The sequence below is a fragment of the Mucilaginibacter sp. Mucisp73 genome (assembly GCF_059491465.1).
The window spans coordinates 2,351,175-2,369,079 of the sequence record NZ_CP168507.1 but is presented as its reverse complement, the minus strand read 5'-3'; the positions used below and the strand labels follow the sequence as shown (position 1 = coordinate 2,369,079).

Sequence of the window (17,905 nt, the reverse complement as noted above, 5' to 3'; positions counted from 1 at the left end):
AGTCCTTATCACAAAATTAAATGGAGAATCAAATTCCTGCAGCTGTTCAATTAACAGAAAACTGCGCACACTGCAACACGCAAGCAAAGCCCGAAGACACCTTTTGCACCCAATGTGGCTATCCGCTAAAGGGGACTGAAGCCGAACAAAACATATTTATTTCAGAACGGCAGGTTGAAGAAATAGACATGTTTACCTATAATAAAACGCTTAAACAGGCGGGTACAACATTATATTACCTGGCAGGAGTTTTTATTTTGAGCGGCCTGGTTTATTTTTTCATGCATAAAGATGAAGAAGATGTAGTAGCTGTAGTCATAACCGATTTAATAATGGCGGCTATGTTCTTGGTTTTGGGCGCTTACAGCAAAAAGAAACCCTTAGCCTGTCTCATATCAGGCTTGTCGCTGTATGTGATTGTCCAGTTGTTAAACGCCATAGTTGATCCTATATCTATTGCCAGGGGTATCATCATAAAAATAGTGATTATTGGCTATATGATCAAAGGCATTAAATCGGCAATGGAAATAGAAAAAATCAGGAAAGAAAAACATATAGCTTAGTCTTTTGCTGTCCGAACAACACCAAGCAACAGAAGCAGTACATTGCATACAATGTGGTGCATCAAACGCCGTCAACGTAAAGTTTTGCAGCAACTGCGGCTACCGGCAAGAGGATACGGCAACCGATGAGACCGCCCATAACTGGCAATTGCTTAAGCAAGCTGCTTTGTTTTATGGGATTTACATCGTGGTATGTGCATTGTCGTCGTTTGTTGACTACTTTAAAACAGTTGGCTGGTTCCTGGTAGTTGAAATTATCGGTGCCGGAACCGCGGTATTGTTTTTTACCTATAACTGGAATGATTATAAAAAACAGCTCCGCTGGCCTTCATTTTCATGGCAAAAGTTAGCTGCTTATGGATCGATTGCAATGGCCAGCAACCTGCTGATCCATTACATTTCAAGTTGGATCAATATTATCATCTTCTCGCGAGACTATTACTATTACTCCATTTTTGCCGGCATGCCTGGCGCTGCCTATTTGATTATATTTTTCACTGCGATAACTCCGGCTTTGTTTGAAGAACTTGGCTTTCGGGGATATCTGCTGCAATCGTTGTTAAATATTGCCGATACCGGGCAGGCTGTTTTCATTTCAGCTTTCTTGTTTGGTATTATTCACCTCAACTTCGTTTCCTTGTTCTGGTTAATCCCATTCGCTTTATTTCTCGGCTATGTTAAGGTAAAGGAAAACACTATCTGGTATGGCGTATTCTTTCATTTTTGCTTTAATTTAACCGCTTGTTTATTTGAGTTACTATAGTGTTAAAGAAATAAAAAGCCAATTAAAAACTCAATACCAAATTATCATCCTAAAAAGCTATTTTTGCGGTTCAATGGAGCACATTCGTAATTTTTGTATCATAGCACACATCGACCACGGCAAAAGCACACTTGCTGATAGGTTATTAGAGTATACTAACACCATAACGCAGCGCGAATCCCAGGCACAATTGCTTGACGATATGGATCTGGAACGCGAGCGCGGCATCACCATAAAAAGCCATGCCATACAAATGGATTATGTGCTTGACGGACAAAAATACGTGCTCAACCTGATTGACACACCCGGACACGTGGATTTTTCTTATGAAGTATCCCGTTCCATAGCAGCGTGTGAAGGCGCTTTATTAATAGTTGACGCTGCACAGGGTATCCAGGCGCAAACCATTTCAAACCTGTACCTCGCTTTAGAGAACGACCTGGAAATTATCCCCATCTTGAATAAAATGGACCTTCCCGGCGCTATGCCCGAGGAGGTAAAAGACCAGATAGTTGACCTGATTGGTTGCAAACGTGAGGAGATTCTCGCCGCATCGGGCAAAACAGGTATGGGCGTACATGATATTCTTCGCGCTATTGTTGAACGTGTGCCTGCCCCGGTAGGTGATCCTAAAGCTCCGCTGCAAGCCCTGATCTTTGATTCGGTTTTTAACTCGTTCCGCGGTATTATAGCTTATTTTAAAGTTGTAAACGGCGAGATCCGCAAAGGCGATAAAGTAAAATTCGTAGCTACCGAGAAGCAATATCTTGCCGATGAGGTTGGTACACTTAAATTACGCCCGTTAGCTAAAGACGTAATCAAAACCGGCGACGTAGGTTATATCATTTCTGGTATAAAAGAAGCAAAAGAGGTTAAGGTTGGTGACACCATTACCCATGTTGACCGCCCTTGCGAAGAAGGTATACAAGGTTTTGAAGAGGTAAAACCAATGGTATTCGCAGGTATTTATCCTGTTGATACCGAAGATTATGAAGAACTTCGTGAGTCAATGGCTAAATTACAGCTCAATGATGCATCGTTGGTTTTTGAACCGGAATCATCAGCGGCTTTAGGCTTTGGTTTCCGTTGCGGTTTCCTAGGCATGCTGCATATGGAAATCATCCAGGAGCGCTTGGAGCGTGAGTTTAACATGACAGTGATCACTACCGTGCCCAACGTGTCATACCTGGCCCATACTACAAAAGGCGACTCGTTCACTGTAAATAACCCTTCAGATCTGCCGGATCCATCAAAAATTGATTTTGTGGAAGAGCCTTACATCAAGGCTACTATCATCACCAAATCGGAATTTGTTGGCCCGGTAATGTCGCTTTGTATTCAGAAACGCGGCACCATCACTAATCAATCATATCTTACATCGGAGCGTGTTGAGCTGATCTTCGAGATGCCAATGGGCGAAATTGTATTTGACTTTTACGACAAGTTAAAAACCATTTCAAAAGGATATGCTTCATTTGATTATCACCAGATAGGTTATCGCCAGTCAGATTTAGTTAAACTCGACATTCGCCTAAACAGCGAGCCGGTTGACGCCCTTTCATCGTTGATTTTCCGTGGCAACTCATACGACTTCGGCAAAAAGATCTGCGAGAAATTAAAAGAGCTTTTACCACGTCAACAGTTCGAGATCATTATCCAGGCGTCTATCGGCGCCAAGATCATTGCCCGCGAAACGGTGAAAGCCTTACGTAAAGACGTAACCGCCAAATGTTATGGTGGTGATATCTCTCGTAAACGTAAACTGTTGGAGAAACAGAAGCAAGGTAAAAAACGCATGCGCCAGGTTGGTAACGTAGAGATACCGCAGTCGGCGTTCATGGCAGTTTTGAAGTTGGATTAATCTCTTAATTCCTTTGAAGGGGAGCGAGAGTGAATAAATTAATATATTCTGTACAGGTTAGTTACATATCTTACAGCAACCGGATTTGTTAAACATATTCATTTAGGAGACTTTGTTTATGGCAAATGGATTGTGTACGATGCCGGCGTACCGAAATATTACATTGATGCTTTCAATAAAGACGCAGATTCAAATAAAATTATATTTGAAATGCTCCTGAACAATAAAACAGAAACTATTGAAAGTATCATTAACAAGATAAATCAAAATCACACATTAAAACTATCCCTGGATAACAGGCCTTTTATAAAAGTACGAGTAAAATCAGAGCCGGTAAATTTAAGTTTGTCTCCGTTGCCTGATCACTTGGTTAAACACATTTAATAATGCAGCTTTTAGACGGAAAATACGTTTCAGAAAAACTTAAGGTTGAAATAGCTGAAGAAGCAGCTAAAATATTAGCAAAAACCGGCAGGAAGCCTCACCTGGTGGCAGTATTGGTTGGTCACGATGGTGGCAGTGAAACTTATGTAGCCAGCAAAATGAAGAACTGCGAAAAAGTTGGCTTCAAATCATCGCTGGTGCGTTATGAAGACAATGTTACTGAAGAAGAGTTGCTAAAAAAAGTTGAAGAGCTTAATGCTGATTCTGATATCGACGGCATTATCGTACAACTTCCGCTACCAAAACATATCGATCCTGAAAAAGTAACCGAGCGTATAGATCATCGTAAAGATGTTGATGGCTTTCACCCGGTTAATCTGGGCCGTATGCAGCGTAATTTATCATCGTTTATACCGGCAACTCCTTATGGCATTACCTTAATGCTTAAAGAATACGGCATTGAAACTGCCGGTAAACATTGCGTGGTTGTTGGCCGCAGTAATATCGTGGGTTCGCCAATGAGCATCCTGATGGCACGTAACACCACGCCGGGTAACTGCACAGTTACTATTTGCCACAGTCGCACACCCGATATCAAAAAATTCACCCTTGATGCAGATATATTGATCGTAGCTATCGGTAAAAAGAATTTCATTACGGCCGATATGGTTAAAGATGGTGTAGTAGTTGTTGATGTGGGCATGAACCGCGAAACTTCAACCACAACAAAATCGGGCTTTAAACTTTACGGCGATGTTGATTTTGAAAACGTAGCACCAAAATCATCATGGATTACCCCTGTACCGGGCGGCGTAGGCTTGATGACCATCGTCGGTTTGCTTAAAAACACATTAGCTTCGGCTAATAAAGAGGTTTATAAATAGTAAGTAGTTTATTGGGTTGATTAGGTGAATAGTTTTAGTTTATAGAATTAATTATTCACTTAATCAACCATTTACTTAAACCCAGACTTCAGCTTGTCCCAAAGCGTGTTTATACCTACGTACACACCATCGTCCCTTACTTCCACAGGATAAGTTTCAATAAAATCATTTTGCCCTTCGCCACCTTTTCCTGTTTCAAGATTATAAGTATGGCGATGATATGGACAAACTATCAGCTTCCTCACGCACAGGCCTTCGCTTAAATCAGCTCCGGCATGAGGACATTTAGCCGATACTGCATAAAGCTTACTTTCAAAATTTACGAGGCAAATATTCTTGCTGCCTGCCTTAGCCTTTTTTATAAATGGGTTGCTGATATCCGAACTTAGTTCAATTTTATGCCACTTCATTTGACCAGCTTATGAAATATATTCGAGCGAAGCTTGGAGATACTCGCTTCCTTGTAATAAACCAAAAACCTCATATGCGATACGCGATAATAATATTTTCACTGCCGTAGCATCCTTAAAATCATTCATATCAAAAAAATAAACGATCCACTCTGACTCGCCCACTTTTTCAAATCCCATCTTTTTTAAGATAAAAAGCTCCCGTTCGTTGTCTTCGTCATCATAATTCTCTTTATCATATCCATACATTTCCATTATCTCTTGCGAACTCATGAAAATATTTAGCATGTTTCCAGCACTCAATTCAAAATACATATATAGATCGCTTGGCTTATTTAGACAGAGCTTGAATTTCTTAAACTTCCCTTCGTATAAATTAAATAAAGCATCGTCAAGTACTTGAGTATCATTAAAATAATACCTTTTCGACTCACTTATTTTTATCTCACCTTCCTTTTCAGTTATTCTACGTCCGAAGCTGAACCTTACACGGTCATCCTCAGGAAATTTGTTAAACATGTCCCTCAATCTTTCAAGTTCTTGCTTTTTAAAATATAATGGATCCTTTAAATAATGCAAATGAGATAATTGCCTGTCAATTCGCCACAACTCCTCCTGTTGATAGTGAGCATACAGATAATCTTTTTCTAAAAGATAATTATTTATTGAAGATGTAAGAGCAAGTTTTTCACCTTCAAAATATTCGATAACTTGGTCAAGGTCAGATTTCATGAGTACAAGTTATGCACTGCAAATTTCAAAATCTAACATTACGCTAACATTTCTGAATCTTATTGAGCCAACCGATTTTAAAAATCAATTTTCAGATTCATCACATTTGGATTTTTAATTACCTCGTCCATGCTGGTAACAAGCGTAACTTCCCTCCTGTCGGCCGAGAGCATTGCCTTTGAATTATTGATCTTCTTTACCGGGTGAGCAAATCTCAGGATCACCTTATAGGGCATGTCGATCAGCATCGCCTTTGCCATCATAAAAGTAGCCTGAGTTTTCTTTAAAAAAGCGTTAAACTTAGCTTTATCAATGATGCGGTAAAATTTATGAGGAGTTATATCATACGAGTAGTAGTCCTGCCCTCCTACCATTTGCCGCGCATCGAATGGCTTATTCGTTTTATCGGTGGTGGTGATAGCGCTTATCTGGGTATTAAGTGCAATTTTTGATACATTTTGCAAATAATATTGCAGGTCTGCTGCATTTTTGGCGGTATGATTAAGTGTTACTTTCATAACACTCTTTTTAAGGTTCATATTCACCGTTAGCTCACTGCTTTTGGCCATTTCAACTTCTTCAGTTTTTAGTTTCTGCTGCGCACTGTCGGGTATAGCACTATAAAAGTTAAGCGTAGTGTCCTTAACCAAACTAAATTGAGGCGTTTCCTTAACCGAATCAGACATCAAATTAACCAATACCGATACTGCCCTACTCATATCAAAGGCGTAGGCAACTTTACAGGTTCCGTCGCTTTTAAAATCGTAATGCTCTTCAATATCTACACATGAACTAAAACAAAGCACTGCCATTAAAAATAAAGGAAGGTAAAGCTTTTTCATCTCCGGATATAAATTAAGCGTTAACGATACAGTTATTGCATTTTACGAAAAGGGATTTAATTGGTTATCTTAAAATTAAAGTAATTATAACAATTATAAATGAAAATAAAAAAAGGCAAAAGGATAAAGGTGAAAGGCAAAAGGTATTTTAGCGTGTACTTTTATTTTTTTTATAATGTACTTTGATGATAAAGCCAAGACCTTTCACCTTTGGCCTTTTACCTTTCGCCTTATTAAGGTACTTCCATATTAGTGTAACCTTTTGGCTTTCACCTTTTAGCTTTCGCCTATATTTCAGTACCTTTGCACCCTCAAATAACTATGGCACACCAAATACCAGACGACGGCACGCTGCTTCCTTTAATGGAAGAGTTTTATACGATACAGGGGGAAGGGTACAATACGGGCAAAGCCGCATATTTTATTCGCCTTGGCGGCTGTGATGTAGGTTGCCATTGGTGTGATGTTAAAGAAAGTTGGGATGCCGAGTTGCATCCCCTTACCGCGGCTGATACAATTGTGAGCAACGCCGCCCTTCATCCTGCAAAAGCTGTTGTGGTTACCGGCGGCGAGCCGCTTATTTACAACCTTGATTATTTGACCCACAACCTGCACGAAAAGGGAATAAAAACATTTATTGAAACTTCAGGTGCGTATCCGCTTTCAGGCGATTGGGACTGGATTTGCCTTTCACCCAAAAAATTCAAAGCGCCTACGCCAAACGTGGCCGAATGTGCCCACGAGTTAAAAGTGATCGTTTTCAATAAATCCGATTTTGAATGGGCCGAATATCACGCCAAAATGGTATCGCCCGACTGTAAGCTTTACCTGCAGCCCGAATGGTCAAAATCCAAAGAAATGACCCCGCTGATTGTGGATTATGTAAAAGAAAACCCGCAGTGGGAAATTTCACTACAAACACATAAGTATCTGAATATTCCATAATCTTTGTAACTTACGGTATTAATTATCCTAAGTTACAAATGAAAATTGCAGTATTATTGGTGCTTGCATTGTGTTTACCTGCTTTGCTTGGCGCCCAGCAGCAAACCCGGTATTCGTCATCCAATAAAGAAGCTGTAAAATATTTTGCTACCGCTTATCAAAAGCTTGATGAACATCTTTATGATGAGGCGATTCAAAACTCGCTTAAAGCTATTAGCGAAGATTCAAAGTTTATAGAAGCGCGGTTATTACTCGCCGACCTGTACCGAATGAAGCGCATGTACAAGCCAGCTGTTGAGCAATACGCTAAAGTAATTTCACTTAGTCCGGAATTTAACCGGGGGGTGTACCTCAAAGCCGCTGAAATGGAAATCCACGATGCAAGCTACGCACAGGCTCAGCAACATCTCGAAAAATACCTTACTTACCCTGATATCAGCCCTCAAAACAATACCTACGCAAAAAAACTGCTTGCCGATGCCAAATTCAGCATCCAGGCGATGACACATCCTGTGCCATTTAAACCTATAAATATCGGCCCTGAAATAAACACTGCCAATGACGAGTACCTCCCGGTTGCTACAGCCGACGAAGGCACGTTGATATTTACCCGAAAGATCAATAACAACGAAGATTTTTATAAAAGCGAAATGATAAATGGCAAGTGGAATACTGCCACTTATTTAAGCAACCAAATTAATACTGAAAAATATAACGAAGGTGCGCAATCCATATCGCAGGATGGTAAATACCTGTTTTTCACGGGATGCAATCGCCCCGACGGTTTGGGCCGTTGTGATATTTATATCGCTCAAAAACGGGGAAATGACTGGGGGAAACCTGTTGACCTGAACCCACCGGTAAATACGTCGGGCTGGGAATCTCAACCCTCGATAAATGCCGATGGCCGCACGCTTTATTTTGTAAGCAACCGTAAAGGCGGTTATGGCGGATATGACATTTGGAAAAGTAGGCTGGGTGAAAAAGGCTGGGGCGAACCTGAAAACCTGGGCCCCAATATTAATACCCCCTACAATGAATTATCACCGTTTATTCACCCTGATGACAGTACACTTTATTTTAGCAGCGATGGCTGGCCGGGTTTAGGCAGCAAGGACCTGTTTGTTAGCCGCATGGATAAAGACGGTAAATGGCAAAAACCCGAAAACCTTGGATATCCTATCAATACCAGTGGTGATGAGGGCGGCTTATCATTAACTGCCGCCGGAGATTATGCTTTCTTTTCATCGGATAATTTAAAGGGTTTGGGCGGTTATGATATTTATAAGTTCGAGCTGCCTGTAAAGTTGCGGCCCCATTTAGTAACTTATGTTAAAGGTTTTGTTAAAGACGTAAAGACGAAAGCCCCCCTTGAAGCTGCTATTGAGATTATTGACCTGGAAAGTAATTTGCCGGTTTACCAGGATTACAGTGACGATGAACAGGGGGACTTTTTAGCCACACTAACGTCGGGCAAAAACTATGCGCTTAATATTTCAAAAAGCGGATATCTGTTTTATTCCGAAAACTTTTCGCTTAAAAATTATAAGATTAAAAGCCCGTTTAACATTGTGGCACTGTTATCACCCATTGAAATTGGCAATAAGGTAATCCTTAAAAATATTTTCTTCGATACTAATAAGTTTGACCTTGAAAAGGAATCAAAAGCCGAACTTGCCAAGCTCATTGAATTTTTAGGGGTAAACTCAACTACCCGTATTGAGATCTCAGGCCATACAGATAATACAGGTAATCACCAGGGTAACCAAACCTTATCTGAAAACAGGGCAAAGTCTGTTTATCAATATCTCGTGTCGAAAGGAATTGCCCCTACCCGCCTTGTTTACAAAGGATACGGTGAAACGCAACCGATAGCATCCAATACAACAGAGGAAGACAGGGCAAAGAACAGGCGTACGGAATTTATGATCATAACTAAATAAAATTAAAGCCAACAGCAGTAATCAGGGGAAAAGCAAAAAGCCTTTAGAATTGAATCTAAAGGCTTTCTTTATCAGAACCTTTCAGCAACTAATTCCCCAACTCCGACATGAATTTGATACGCATTAACTGCACCTCTTCACGGGTGTAATCATCACTGCCCAGTTCGGCTAAGGCTTCATCAATGGAGTCGGCTTCTGCAGTGCGGAAATAATCAAATACTTCTTCCTGCTTATCTTCGTCAATCACCTCATCAATATAGTAATTCAGATTGAGCTTGGTTCCTGAATTAACGATAGTTTCAACTTCTTTCAGGATCTCCTCATAAGTAAGACCTTTTGAAGCAGCAATATCATCAAGGTTTAAATGCCTGTCGATATTTTGGATAATGAACACTTTAAGCGCCGATTTATTGGCAGCACTCTTGATCACCATATCAATTGGCCGGTCAATATCGTTATCCTCTACATATTTCTGGATCAAATCCGTAAAAGGTTTACCAAATTTCAGCGCCTTGCCTGCACCAACACCCGAAATTTGTTTAAGCTCTTCGGTGTTGATCGGATAATGGGTGCACATCTCTTCTAACGAAGGATCCTGGAATATTACAAACGGTGGCAATCCTTTTTGTTTGGCCAGCTTTTTACGCAGCTCTTTAAGCATTTGCAGCAACTGGGTATCAAGTGCACCACCACTTTGTTTTGGTCCGTCGTCATCGTTGTCATCGTCAGCAGCCTCCATTACCTTATTCAAAACAAAACGGATACTGTGCGGATTCTCAATAAAGCCAATGCCACTTTTGGTGAGCCTTAAAAGCCCGTATTGATCAATGTCTTTTGAAATGTAATTGTTGAGTAACGCCTGCCTTAAAAGCGAGTTCCAAAGATTTTTACCTTGTTCTTTGCCCGAGCCGTAATAGTCAAGCTGATCATGCTCATAATTTTTGATCTGAGCATTTTCCTCACCCATTAATATGCTGAGGATATGGTGGTCGTCAAACTTTTCGCCAATATGCTTAATCAAACTTAATGCCCTGTGCAGGTGCTCCTCCCCATCAAAATGTTCTTTATGGGTACAGCAATTATCGCACATGTTATTACAGCCTGCTTCATTAAAGTTTTCGCCAAAATAATGCAATAATTGTTTACGGCGACAAACCGACGACTCGCAATAATCGATAACTTCCTTAAGTATCTGAGTACCTATTTCACGTTCTGAAACAGGCTTGTCTTTCATAAATTTCTGAAGTTTATCAATGTCCTTCTCCGAATAAAAAGCCACGCAAACACCTTCTCCTCCGTCACGCCCGGCCCTTCCTGTTTCCTGGTAGTAACCTTCCATACTTTTAGGCACATCATGGTGTATAACGTAGCGAACATCGGGTTTATCAATACCCATACCGAATGCAATCGTAGCAACAATAACATCAACATCTTCCATCAGGAATTTGTCCTGCGTTTCTGCACGCACTTTAGGATCAAGCCCTGCATGATAGGGCAATGCCCTTACCCCGTTAAGGTTCAACGCCTCGGCTACTTCCTCAACCTTTTTGCGGCTAAGGCAATACACAATTCCCGATTTGCCCTGATTTTGTTTTACAAATTTTACAATCTCTTTGATAACATTACGCTTGGCCCTAACTTCATAAAACAGGTTACCCCGGTTAAATGACGATTTAAATACGGTTGCGTTATTCATTTGCAGGTTTTTTTGAATATCCTGCTGAACTTTTGGGGTAGCTGTAGCTGTTAGAGCAATTATGGGGATATTTTCGCCTATGTTACTGATCACCTGGCGTATTTTACGGTATTCGGGCCTGAAATCATGCCCCCACTCCGAAATGCAATGCGCTTCATCTACCGCCACGAATGAAACGTGGTTAAGGCGTAAGAAATCAATATTTTCCTGCTTGGTTAACGATTCGGGGGCTACATATAATAACTTGGTTTTCCCCGCAAGTACATCTTCCTTAACCTTGCCTATCTCTGATTTTGTAAGTGATGAATTTAAAAAATGGGCTATACTATCTGATCCTCCAAACGCCCTGAGCTGATCTACCTGATTTTTCATCAGGGCTATCAATGGTGAAATTACGATTGCCGTGCCATCGCTCATCAAAGCTGGTAACTGATAACACATCGATTTGCCGCCACCGGTAGGCATAATAACGAATGTATCATTACCGGCCAGGATGTTGGTTATTATCGCTTCCTGTTCTCCCTTAAAATTATCAAACCCGAAAAAATTCTGGAGATTGTCAAATAGCGATTTCTTTGTTTCTATCATTATTTTAACAAATTCTTAAATTGTATTTAAAAGTTTAAAGTAACAAAATTTTCTAAATAAACGATGGATTTACTTTTAAATTTTGTGCAAAAATGATGATTAGATGAAAAACAATTTCATTGCTTGTTCATTTAAAGAACCAGACAAATTTGTGGTTATGCCCACCGTTAAATTATTTAGCTACACTTAATGGATAATTAACAAATTATTACACATTTTTACGGTTGATATACCAAATTAAAATTCTTTACTTGCTCATGAATAAAAACTATTATGCGATAATTATGGCTGGAGGGATTGGAAGCCGCTTTTGGCCGATAAGCCGTACATCGCACCCCAAACAGTTTATAGATATACTCGGTACCGGTAAAACCTTAATACAAAATACCTACGAACGTTTCCTGAAAGTTTGCCCCAAAGAAAATATTTACGTTGTTACTAACGACAACTACACCAAACTGGTAAAACAACAATTGCCAGATATGGAGGATCAGCAGATCCTTACCGAACCGGTAATGCGAAACACCGCACCTTGTGTTGCCTATGGCTGTTTTAAAATTGAAAGTCTTAACCCCGATGCCGCCATTGTTGTAGCCCCTTCCGATCAACAGATCCTGGATGAGGATGCTTTTGTTGCCGCTATCGAAAAATCATTGCAAACCTCCGCTTCAAATGACTACCTGATAACCCTGGGCATTAAACCATCAAGGCCAGATACCGGTTACGGATATATCCAATACACTGATAACGTTATCAATGATGAGTTTCATAAAGTAAAAACCTTTACCGAAAAACCAACCCTTGAAATAGCTAAAACCTTTATTCAAAGCGGCGACTTTTTATGGAACGCCGGCATCTTTGTTTGGTCGGCCAAAACTATTGTTAAGGCCTTTAATCAGTATCTGCCCGAAATGCATGAGATCTTTGCTGATGCGAAGCCGGTTTATAACTCAGACGATGAAAAGTCTTATATACACAAGGCTTACCAGCAATGCGTTAATATCTCGATAGATTATGGCATTATGGAAAAAGCAGATAATGTATATGTATTACCTTCGGATTTTGGGTGGAGCGATCTGGGTACCTGGGCATCAATATATGACCTTGCCGAAAAGGATTATGTAGGCAATGCCGTTATCCCTGCCGAAAAAGTGATCATGTATGACTCTTCAAACTGCATGGTAAACGTGCCGGGCGAAAAACTGGTAATATTGCAGGGGCTGCATGATTATATCGTGGTAGAATCGAACAATTCCCTGCTCATTTGCCCCCGCGACCAGGAACAAAACATCAAGCAGGTTGTGGCTGATGTAAAAAGTAAATTTGGAGCGAAGTATATTTAGCCCCCCCCGCCCCCTAAAGGGGGTATCTACTTACAATCACTCTTTAGCTGTAATGCTAAACAAGAAAAGCTTTGCTGTGGCAAAGCTTTTCTTGTTTAAATACTTTTAAGTTTAATACGACAGATAAAAACCAGCCGTAAGTAAGCACCCCCTTTAGGGGGCGGGGGGGGTTCTCTGCCTCACTGCCTCATACAAAATCACCCCGGTTGATACCGATACATTCAACGATTCAATTTCGCCGAACATAGGGATCTTGGCCAGGTGGTCGGAGATCCGGATGATCTCGTTACGGATTCCGTCTTCTTCCGATCCCATAACGATGGCCGTAGGTACGGTATAATCCGGAGTGTAAATATTGTCCTGTGTTTTTTCGGTGCAACAAACCAGTTGCAAGCCCGATTCCTGGAGGAAGCGTACAGTTTGCATAAAATTATCATGCCGGCAAACAGGGATTTTGTATAATGCGCCGGCCGATGTTTTAATGGCATCAGGATTTATCTGCGCCGAGCCTTTGGCTGGGATCACGATGGCATGCACACCGGCACATTCGGCAGTACGGGCAATGGCACCCATGTTCCTTACATCAGTAATGCTGTCTAAAACTAAAATTAATGGAGTTTCCCCCCTCTCAAATATTTCCGGAATGATGTTCTCTATCTTTTGATAAACAATAGGCGAAATCACAGCTATAACTCCCTGGTGATTTTTCTGGGTAATGCGGTTTAGTTTTTCAACCGGGACCTGCTGTGCAGTTATCTGATATTCGTTCATCAGTTCTTTAAGCTCCTGTATCAGACCGCCGCTTATGCCTCGCTGTATAAATAACGCCTCAATCTCTTTACCCGAACGGATTGCTTCTACTACCGCCCTGATACCAAAAACCATTTGATTGCTTTCGCGTTGAGGCCTTGAATTAAATGCCATTTTATAATTTAAATTTTGGCAAAAGTAGCTATATTAATTGATTAAGCCGTTATTGAACTGATAACCCTTTTGGGTTTACCGAGGTTTGAGTGCAGATGCTATCAACACTTCAAAACTTTATTAACATTGGCTCAATTAGCTGAAAATCAACCAGCCCAAATTTCGTTAAAAAGTTATCAACATTGAGGTGTTTATTAAAAACCTTAAAATTATCACCCTGTGTATGATTATTTTAAAATGCCGATACACTATGTTAGGTGTTTCCTTTGCCTGTCGAAGCATTTTTTGTATATTTTTGTACCCTTATGAGTTTTGAGAATAACAACCAGTATAACAAGCCGAATACTTTTGAACGCCGCAGCCGGATCCCAAATCCTACGCCATTCATTGCAGGCGGAAAATTGCAGCCGCAGGCTACTGATTTGGAGGAAGCCGTTTTAGGTGCCCTTATGCTGGAGAAAGACGCCCTTTCATCTGTTATAGATGTTTTAAAACCCGAAGTTTTTTATCAAACCAATCATCAAAAGATTTTTTCTGCAATAAAAATCTTGTTTGAAAAAACACAGCCTGTAGATATCCTTACCGTGACTGCCGAATTGCGCAGGCTGGGCGAGCTTGAAATGGTTGGCGGTGCTTACTATATCACTGAACTTACAAGCCGCGTTGCATCGGCCGCCAATATCGAATTCCATTCGCGCATCATCATTCAAAAATTTATCCAGCGCGAACTGATCCGCATTTCTACAGAGGTGATCAACAATGCATATGAGGATACCGCCGATGTATTCGACCTGCTGGATATGGCCGAAAAAAATCTGTTTGAAATAGCTCAGAGCAATTTACGCCGAGATGCCCGTAATATGGACGATCTTGTTCATGAGGCCCTACGCGATATTGAAGCCCTGAAGGATAAAAAGGATGGCTTAACAGGTGTTGCCTCTGGCTTTACCAACCTTGACCGGATGACGTCAGGTTGGCAAAAATCAGATCTGGTGATCATTGCGGCACGTCCGGCGATGGGTAAAACAGCTTTTGTATTAAGCTGTGCCCGTAATGCAGCCGTTGATTTTGACAAGCCAGTTGTGGTATTTTCGCTGGAGATGTCGTCTGTACAGTTAGTTAACCGTTTGATAGCCGGCGAAGCAGAAATTGAGCAGGAAAAAATCCGTAAAGGCACGCTTGAAGAATGGGAATGGCAGCAGGTACACTCTAAAATTGGCAGGCTTGAAAAAGCAACGTTCATCATTGATGATACACCTGCCTTAAACATCTTTGAGTTCAGGGCAAAATGTCGTCGTTTAAAATCGCAATATGATATCCAGCTTATCATTATCGACTACCTCCAGCTGATGCATGGCAAAGCTGAAGGCAAAGGTGGCGGGGGTAACCGTGAGCAAGAGATCAGCAGTATTTCACGTGCTTTAAAGTCGGTTGCCAAGGAGCTCAACGTACCGGTTATCGCACTTTCGCAGTTAAGCCGTGCGGTTGAAAGCCGGCCGGGCAACTCAAAAAGGCCAATGCTTTCAGACTTACGTGAATCGGGCGCTATTGAGCAGGACGCCGACATGGTATTGTTCCTTTATCGTCCCGAATATTACGGCCTGACCGAAGATGAGGACGGTAACCCTACCCAGGGCGTAGGCGAGGTAATCATAGCCAAGCACCGTAATGGTGAAACAGGTACTGTTCGACTTAAATTTGTGGGCAAATATGTTAAGTTCGCAAATCTTGAAGAAGGTATGGATGGCTTCCCTCCTCCGGCAGGTAACGCTTTCGCAGGCCTTGCCCCTTCACAGGATTTTGAAAAGCAGAGTAACTTCATTATACGTCCTTCAAGAATGGACGACATAGATGATGAGCCTCCGTTTTAGCCCCTGGCTCCCCTAAAAGGGGAGTGTCAAAAGATATACAAACAAAAAAAGCTTTGCAATTGCAAAGCTTTCTTGTTTGTAATAGTGAAAACAAACCCGCATATATATCATTTCAAAAGTTAGAGGTCGAGTTTATCCACTTAGGTTATAAAGTCACAAAACTGGCACAAGCTCCATCAAAGTTTGGAGGAGTAATCTACCCGGTATTCGCTGTCAAGTAACTACCATTCTGTTGGCACCTGTTCATCTTTCAATTACTCTTTTTGCGTTGTTAGCTGATTGTTATAAACCCTGGTGTCCTGACAGTCTTTTAAACTTATCAAACTTATCAACTGATCAATATTTTTAATACTGCCAGTTGTGGTTATTTTATTCCCTGTAACTTTAATTCCGGATGTACTTGAAGCCTCAAAAAACTGAGCGTCCTTTAAAGTTATTTTATTACAGATTACCTGGATTCCGGAGTGAACCCGAGCTGTTGATTTCACCCTGTTTTCCGGTGACAGGGCTATAACCGGCCCTCCACATTTATAAAACGTATTGTTTTTAATAGTAACATCTTTTACCGCTCCTGATTCATACCAGCTTGACGCATCGTCATTGATCATGATTGCGCTATTGTGGGTCCGGTTAATGATATTGTTTTCAATTATTACTTTCCTGGGAGTGGTAACCAGGATACCCCTTGTCGGGATCTTTTCAATGGTATTGTGATGGATCCATACCCGTGGCGTGGCGGTAATGTTCTCCACCACATCTCCTGTTTGCATATCATCGGGCATCGGGTTGCTAAAATTTAGCAAAAATTCCCTGTTATTCAGCTTCTCAACTTTCGATACCTTATTATTTTGATAAGTAAGCAGGGTCGCCGGGTGAACAAGACCAATACTGTCATTAGCAGCAAAAGCATCAAATCCGTAAGTTTGATCATGCATGAACCTTACTTTGACCTGAGTTAAGGAAAGTTTTTCTGTTATTTTAAGAAAAGTGCCATGCACATTAATTGCATCGTCATTTCCTGCCGACAGGTATGAGCCTGCAATTTCAATTTTGCCACTACAACCCGAAAAATGCAGAATATCTGCCCAGGCGGCACACGTGCGACCATCTTTAGCCTTTACTACAACATGATTGAAACTTAGATTCTTGCTAAACTGGCTTACTATTCCCATGCCATGCATAAAGTAAATACGGATGTTGTTTAAATTGATATTGCTGCTTTTTTGTATGAAAAAACCGGCACAATCACGGGTGACATCACGATTTTGATAGGTTAAGCCTTTTTTAAAGCCCGGATTGTTCTTGAAAAATATTCTCAGGCTATGCTCTCCTGTGGCTTCATAGCGGAGCCTCTCCTGAGGGATTTCCATTCTCGATAATTCATTGGTGGCATGGTCATACACCTGCCAGTATGACCCGGGCTGATAACTCCAGCCTTCTCCAAGCCATGTTAATGTACTGTCTTTAATACTGAATTTGTATTCGGTATTAACCGCAGCATCGGCATATTTTGATGTCGTTGTTACCACGCTGAACTCGGAAACAGTTGGACGCTGGTAATCAAAACTCAAATCGTTCAATTTAATATGATGACTGTTATTGATATACGTTTCGATCATTTTTCCGCGAAGGCTTACTGTTGCGCCGGCACCGTCAATATCCACAAACCTGCTACTATCAAGCATTAATGCAATTGCTTTTAATCCGTAAGGAACATCGTTGGTATTGGAAATCTGCAATTGGGCTTTGTAAGCGCCATCCGGAAAAAAGTCATACCACCCGGGGGCAAACCAGATCTTTACCGGCCTGTCTTTCGTTCCGTGGGCCATAATTGACAACGTTTCGGAAAACCCTCCCGGCGATAGTATTTCCACAACATCACCCGGCGATAAAATAAGCCGGTTGATACCTTTAAATGTTTTCCATGGCTTTAAACTGGTTAACCCGGTGTTGCCATCATTGCCCTTAACAGGATCGATATAATAGGTTCGATTGCCCGGAGAAACACTCCTTCCGGATGGAGCTAAATATTCAACAAGTTTATTTTGAGCTTTTAATACGTTGCATATCAGAAACAAACTTAAAAGTAACAGGCATTTTATTGTAAAATATCTCATGGTAAATATCAGGTTACTAATATATGGCGTATATGGTAT

14 protein-coding genes are annotated in these 17,905 nt (G+C 41.0%); 8 read left to right on the top strand and 6 right to left on the bottom strand.

Annotated elements, in window-relative coordinates:
- The first annotated feature begins 20 nt into the window (after window positions 1-20).
- The 4 genes from ACEN82_RS09995 (at window position 21) to ACEN82_RS09980 (ending at window position 4,455) form a co-directional block, all read left to right on the top strand.
- On the top strand, window positions 21-563 hold the full coding sequence (locus tag ACEN82_RS09995) for a zinc ribbon domain-containing protein (protein WP_090525984.1): 543 nt from the start codon (window positions 21-23) through the stop codon (window positions 561-563).
- Window positions 564-567: 4 nt separating this feature from the next.
- A complete protein-coding gene (locus ACEN82_RS09990) occupies window positions 568-1,326 on the top strand; it encodes a CPBP family intramembrane glutamic endopeptidase (RefSeq protein ID WP_413321954.1) in 759 nt (252 codons plus the stop codon).
- 73 nt (window positions 1,327-1,399) lie between these two features.
- Window positions 1,400-3,187, top strand: coding sequence for a translation elongation factor 4 (gene lepA, locus ACEN82_RS09985; protein ID WP_176627767.1), 1,788 nt, complete (start codon window positions 1,400-1,402; stop codon window positions 3,185-3,187).
- A gap of 386 nt (window positions 3,188-3,573) precedes the next feature.
- Entirely contained in the window at window positions 3,574-4,455 is an 882-nt protein-coding gene (locus tag ACEN82_RS09980) for a bifunctional 5,10-methylenetetrahydrofolate dehydrogenase/5,10-methenyltetrahydrofolate cyclohydrolase (RefSeq protein WP_413321953.1), read from the top strand.
- Window positions 4,456-4,526: 71 nt separating this feature from the next.
- Here ACEN82_RS09980 and ACEN82_RS09975 read toward each other — a convergent pair whose 3' ends face one another.
- The 3 genes from ACEN82_RS09975 to ACEN82_RS09965 form a co-directional block, all read right to left on the bottom strand.
- The gene (locus tag ACEN82_RS09975; RefSeq protein WP_413321952.1) at window positions 4,527-4,865 is read right to left on the bottom strand and encodes a Rieske (2Fe-2S) protein; all 339 of its coding nucleotides are present in this window, start codon (window positions 4,863-4,865) and stop codon (window positions 4,527-4,529) included.
- Between the two features lie 9 nt (window positions 4,866-4,874).
- Window positions 4,875-5,597 (bottom strand): hypothetical protein, encoded by a 723-nt coding sequence (locus ACEN82_RS09970; protein ID WP_176627036.1) that lies wholly within the window; start codon window positions 5,595-5,597, stop codon window positions 4,875-4,877.
- Window positions 5,598-5,674: 77 nt separating this feature from the next.
- Window positions 5,675-6,439, bottom strand: coding sequence for a hypothetical protein (locus ACEN82_RS09965; RefSeq protein ID WP_090525990.1), 765 nt, complete (start codon window positions 6,437-6,439; stop codon window positions 5,675-5,677).
- Between the two features lie 321 nt (window positions 6,440-6,760).
- Between ACEN82_RS09965 and ACEN82_RS09960 the strand changes: the two genes are divergently transcribed.
- Together ACEN82_RS09960 and ACEN82_RS09955 are read left to right on the top strand one after the other, a co-directional pair.
- Window positions 6,761-7,384 carry a 7-carboxy-7-deazaguanine synthase QueE gene (locus tag ACEN82_RS09960; RefSeq protein WP_090525991.1) on the top strand — a complete coding sequence of 208 codons (624 nt, stop codon included), beginning with the start codon at window positions 6,761-6,763 and terminating at the stop codon, window positions 7,382-7,384.
- Window positions 7,385-7,422: 38 nt separating this feature from the next.
- Complete coding sequence (locus ACEN82_RS09955; RefSeq protein ID WP_413321951.1) at window positions 7,423-9,327, top strand: OmpA family protein; 1,905 nt, start codon at window positions 7,423-7,425, stop codon at window positions 9,325-9,327.
- 88 nt (window positions 9,328-9,415) lie between these two features.
- Here ACEN82_RS09955 and recQ read toward each other — a convergent pair whose 3' ends face one another.
- The gene (gene recQ / locus ACEN82_RS09950; protein ID WP_112659158.1) at window positions 9,416-11,608 is read right to left on the bottom strand and encodes a DNA helicase RecQ; all 2,193 of its coding nucleotides are present in this window, start codon (window positions 11,606-11,608) and stop codon (window positions 9,416-9,418) included.
- A 260-nt stretch (window positions 11,609-11,868) separates the two neighbouring features.
- Here recQ and ACEN82_RS09945 point away from each other — a divergent pair, with 260 nt between their 5' ends.
- Entirely contained in the window at window positions 11,869-12,954 is a 1,086-nt protein-coding gene (locus tag ACEN82_RS09945) for a mannose-1-phosphate guanylyltransferase (protein WP_495644108.1), read from the top strand.
- A gap of 153 nt (window positions 12,955-13,107) precedes the next feature.
- On the opposite strand, the gene rlmB is transcribed toward ACEN82_RS09945, so the two are convergent.
- Window positions 13,108-13,878, bottom strand: a complete 771-nt coding sequence (rlmB, locus tag ACEN82_RS09940; protein WP_188832342.1) for a 23S rRNA (guanosine(2251)-2'-O)-methyltransferase RlmB — start codon at window positions 13,876-13,878, stop codon at window positions 13,108-13,110.
- A gap of 305 nt (window positions 13,879-14,183) precedes the next feature.
- On the opposite strand from rlmB, the gene dnaB reads away from it, so the two are divergent.
- Window positions 14,184-15,749: a replicative DNA helicase gene (gene dnaB / locus ACEN82_RS09935; RefSeq protein ID WP_090525995.1), complete on the top strand. Its 1,566-nt coding sequence runs from the start codon at window positions 14,184-14,186 to the stop codon at window positions 15,747-15,749.
- A 254-nt stretch (window positions 15,750-16,003) separates the two neighbouring features.
- On the opposite strand, the gene ACEN82_RS09930 is transcribed toward dnaB, so the two are convergent.
- A complete protein-coding gene (locus tag ACEN82_RS09930; protein WP_413320804.1) occupies window positions 16,004-17,866 on the bottom strand; it encodes a right-handed parallel beta-helix repeat-containing protein in 1,863 nt (620 codons plus the stop codon).
- Window positions 17,867-17,905: the final 39 nt, after the last annotated feature.

What these genes read in the sequence shown, in the direction of transcription:
- ACEN82_RS09995 (WP_090525984.1), top strand. Translation starts at nt 21, where the DNA reads ATGGAGAATCAAATTCCTGCAGCTGTTCAATTAACAGAAAACTGCGCA.
- lepA (WP_176627767.1), top strand. Translation starts at nt 1,400, where the DNA reads ATGGAGCACATTCGTAATTTTTGTATCATAGCACACATCGACCACGGC.
- ACEN82_RS09980 (WP_413321953.1), top strand. Translation starts at nt 3,574, where the DNA reads ATGCAGCTTTTAGACGGAAAATACGTTTCAGAAAAACTTAAGGTTGAA.
- ACEN82_RS09975 (WP_413321952.1), bottom strand. Translation starts at nt 4,865, where the DNA reads ATGAAGTGGCATAAAATTGAACTAAGTTCGGATATCAGCAACCCATTT.
- ACEN82_RS09970 (WP_176627036.1), bottom strand. Translation starts at nt 5,597, where the DNA reads ATGAAATCTGACCTTGACCAAGTTATCGAATATTTTGAAGGTGAAAAA.
- ACEN82_RS09965 (WP_090525990.1), bottom strand. Translation starts at nt 6,439, where the DNA reads ATGAAAAAGCTTTACCTTCCTTTATTTTTAATGGCAGTGCTTTGTTTT.
- ACEN82_RS09960 (WP_090525991.1), top strand. Translation starts at nt 6,761, where the DNA reads ATGGCACACCAAATACCAGACGACGGCACGCTGCTTCCTTTAATGGAA.
- ACEN82_RS09955 (WP_413321951.1), top strand. Translation starts at nt 7,423, where the DNA reads ATGAAAATTGCAGTATTATTGGTGCTTGCATTGTGTTTACCTGCTTTG.
- ACEN82_RS09945 (WP_495644108.1), top strand. Translation starts at nt 11,869, where the DNA reads ATGAATAAAAACTATTATGCGATAATTATGGCTGGAGGGATTGGAAGC.
- rlmB (WP_188832342.1), bottom strand. Translation starts at nt 13,878, where the DNA reads ATGGCATTTAATTCAAGGCCTCAACGCGAAAGCAATCAAATGGTTTTT.
- dnaB (WP_090525995.1), top strand. Translation starts at nt 14,184, where the DNA reads ATGAGTTTTGAGAATAACAACCAGTATAACAAGCCGAATACTTTTGAA.
- ACEN82_RS09930 (WP_413320804.1), bottom strand. Translation starts at nt 17,866, where the DNA reads ATGAGATATTTTACAATAAAATGCCTGTTACTTTTAAGTTTGTTTCTG.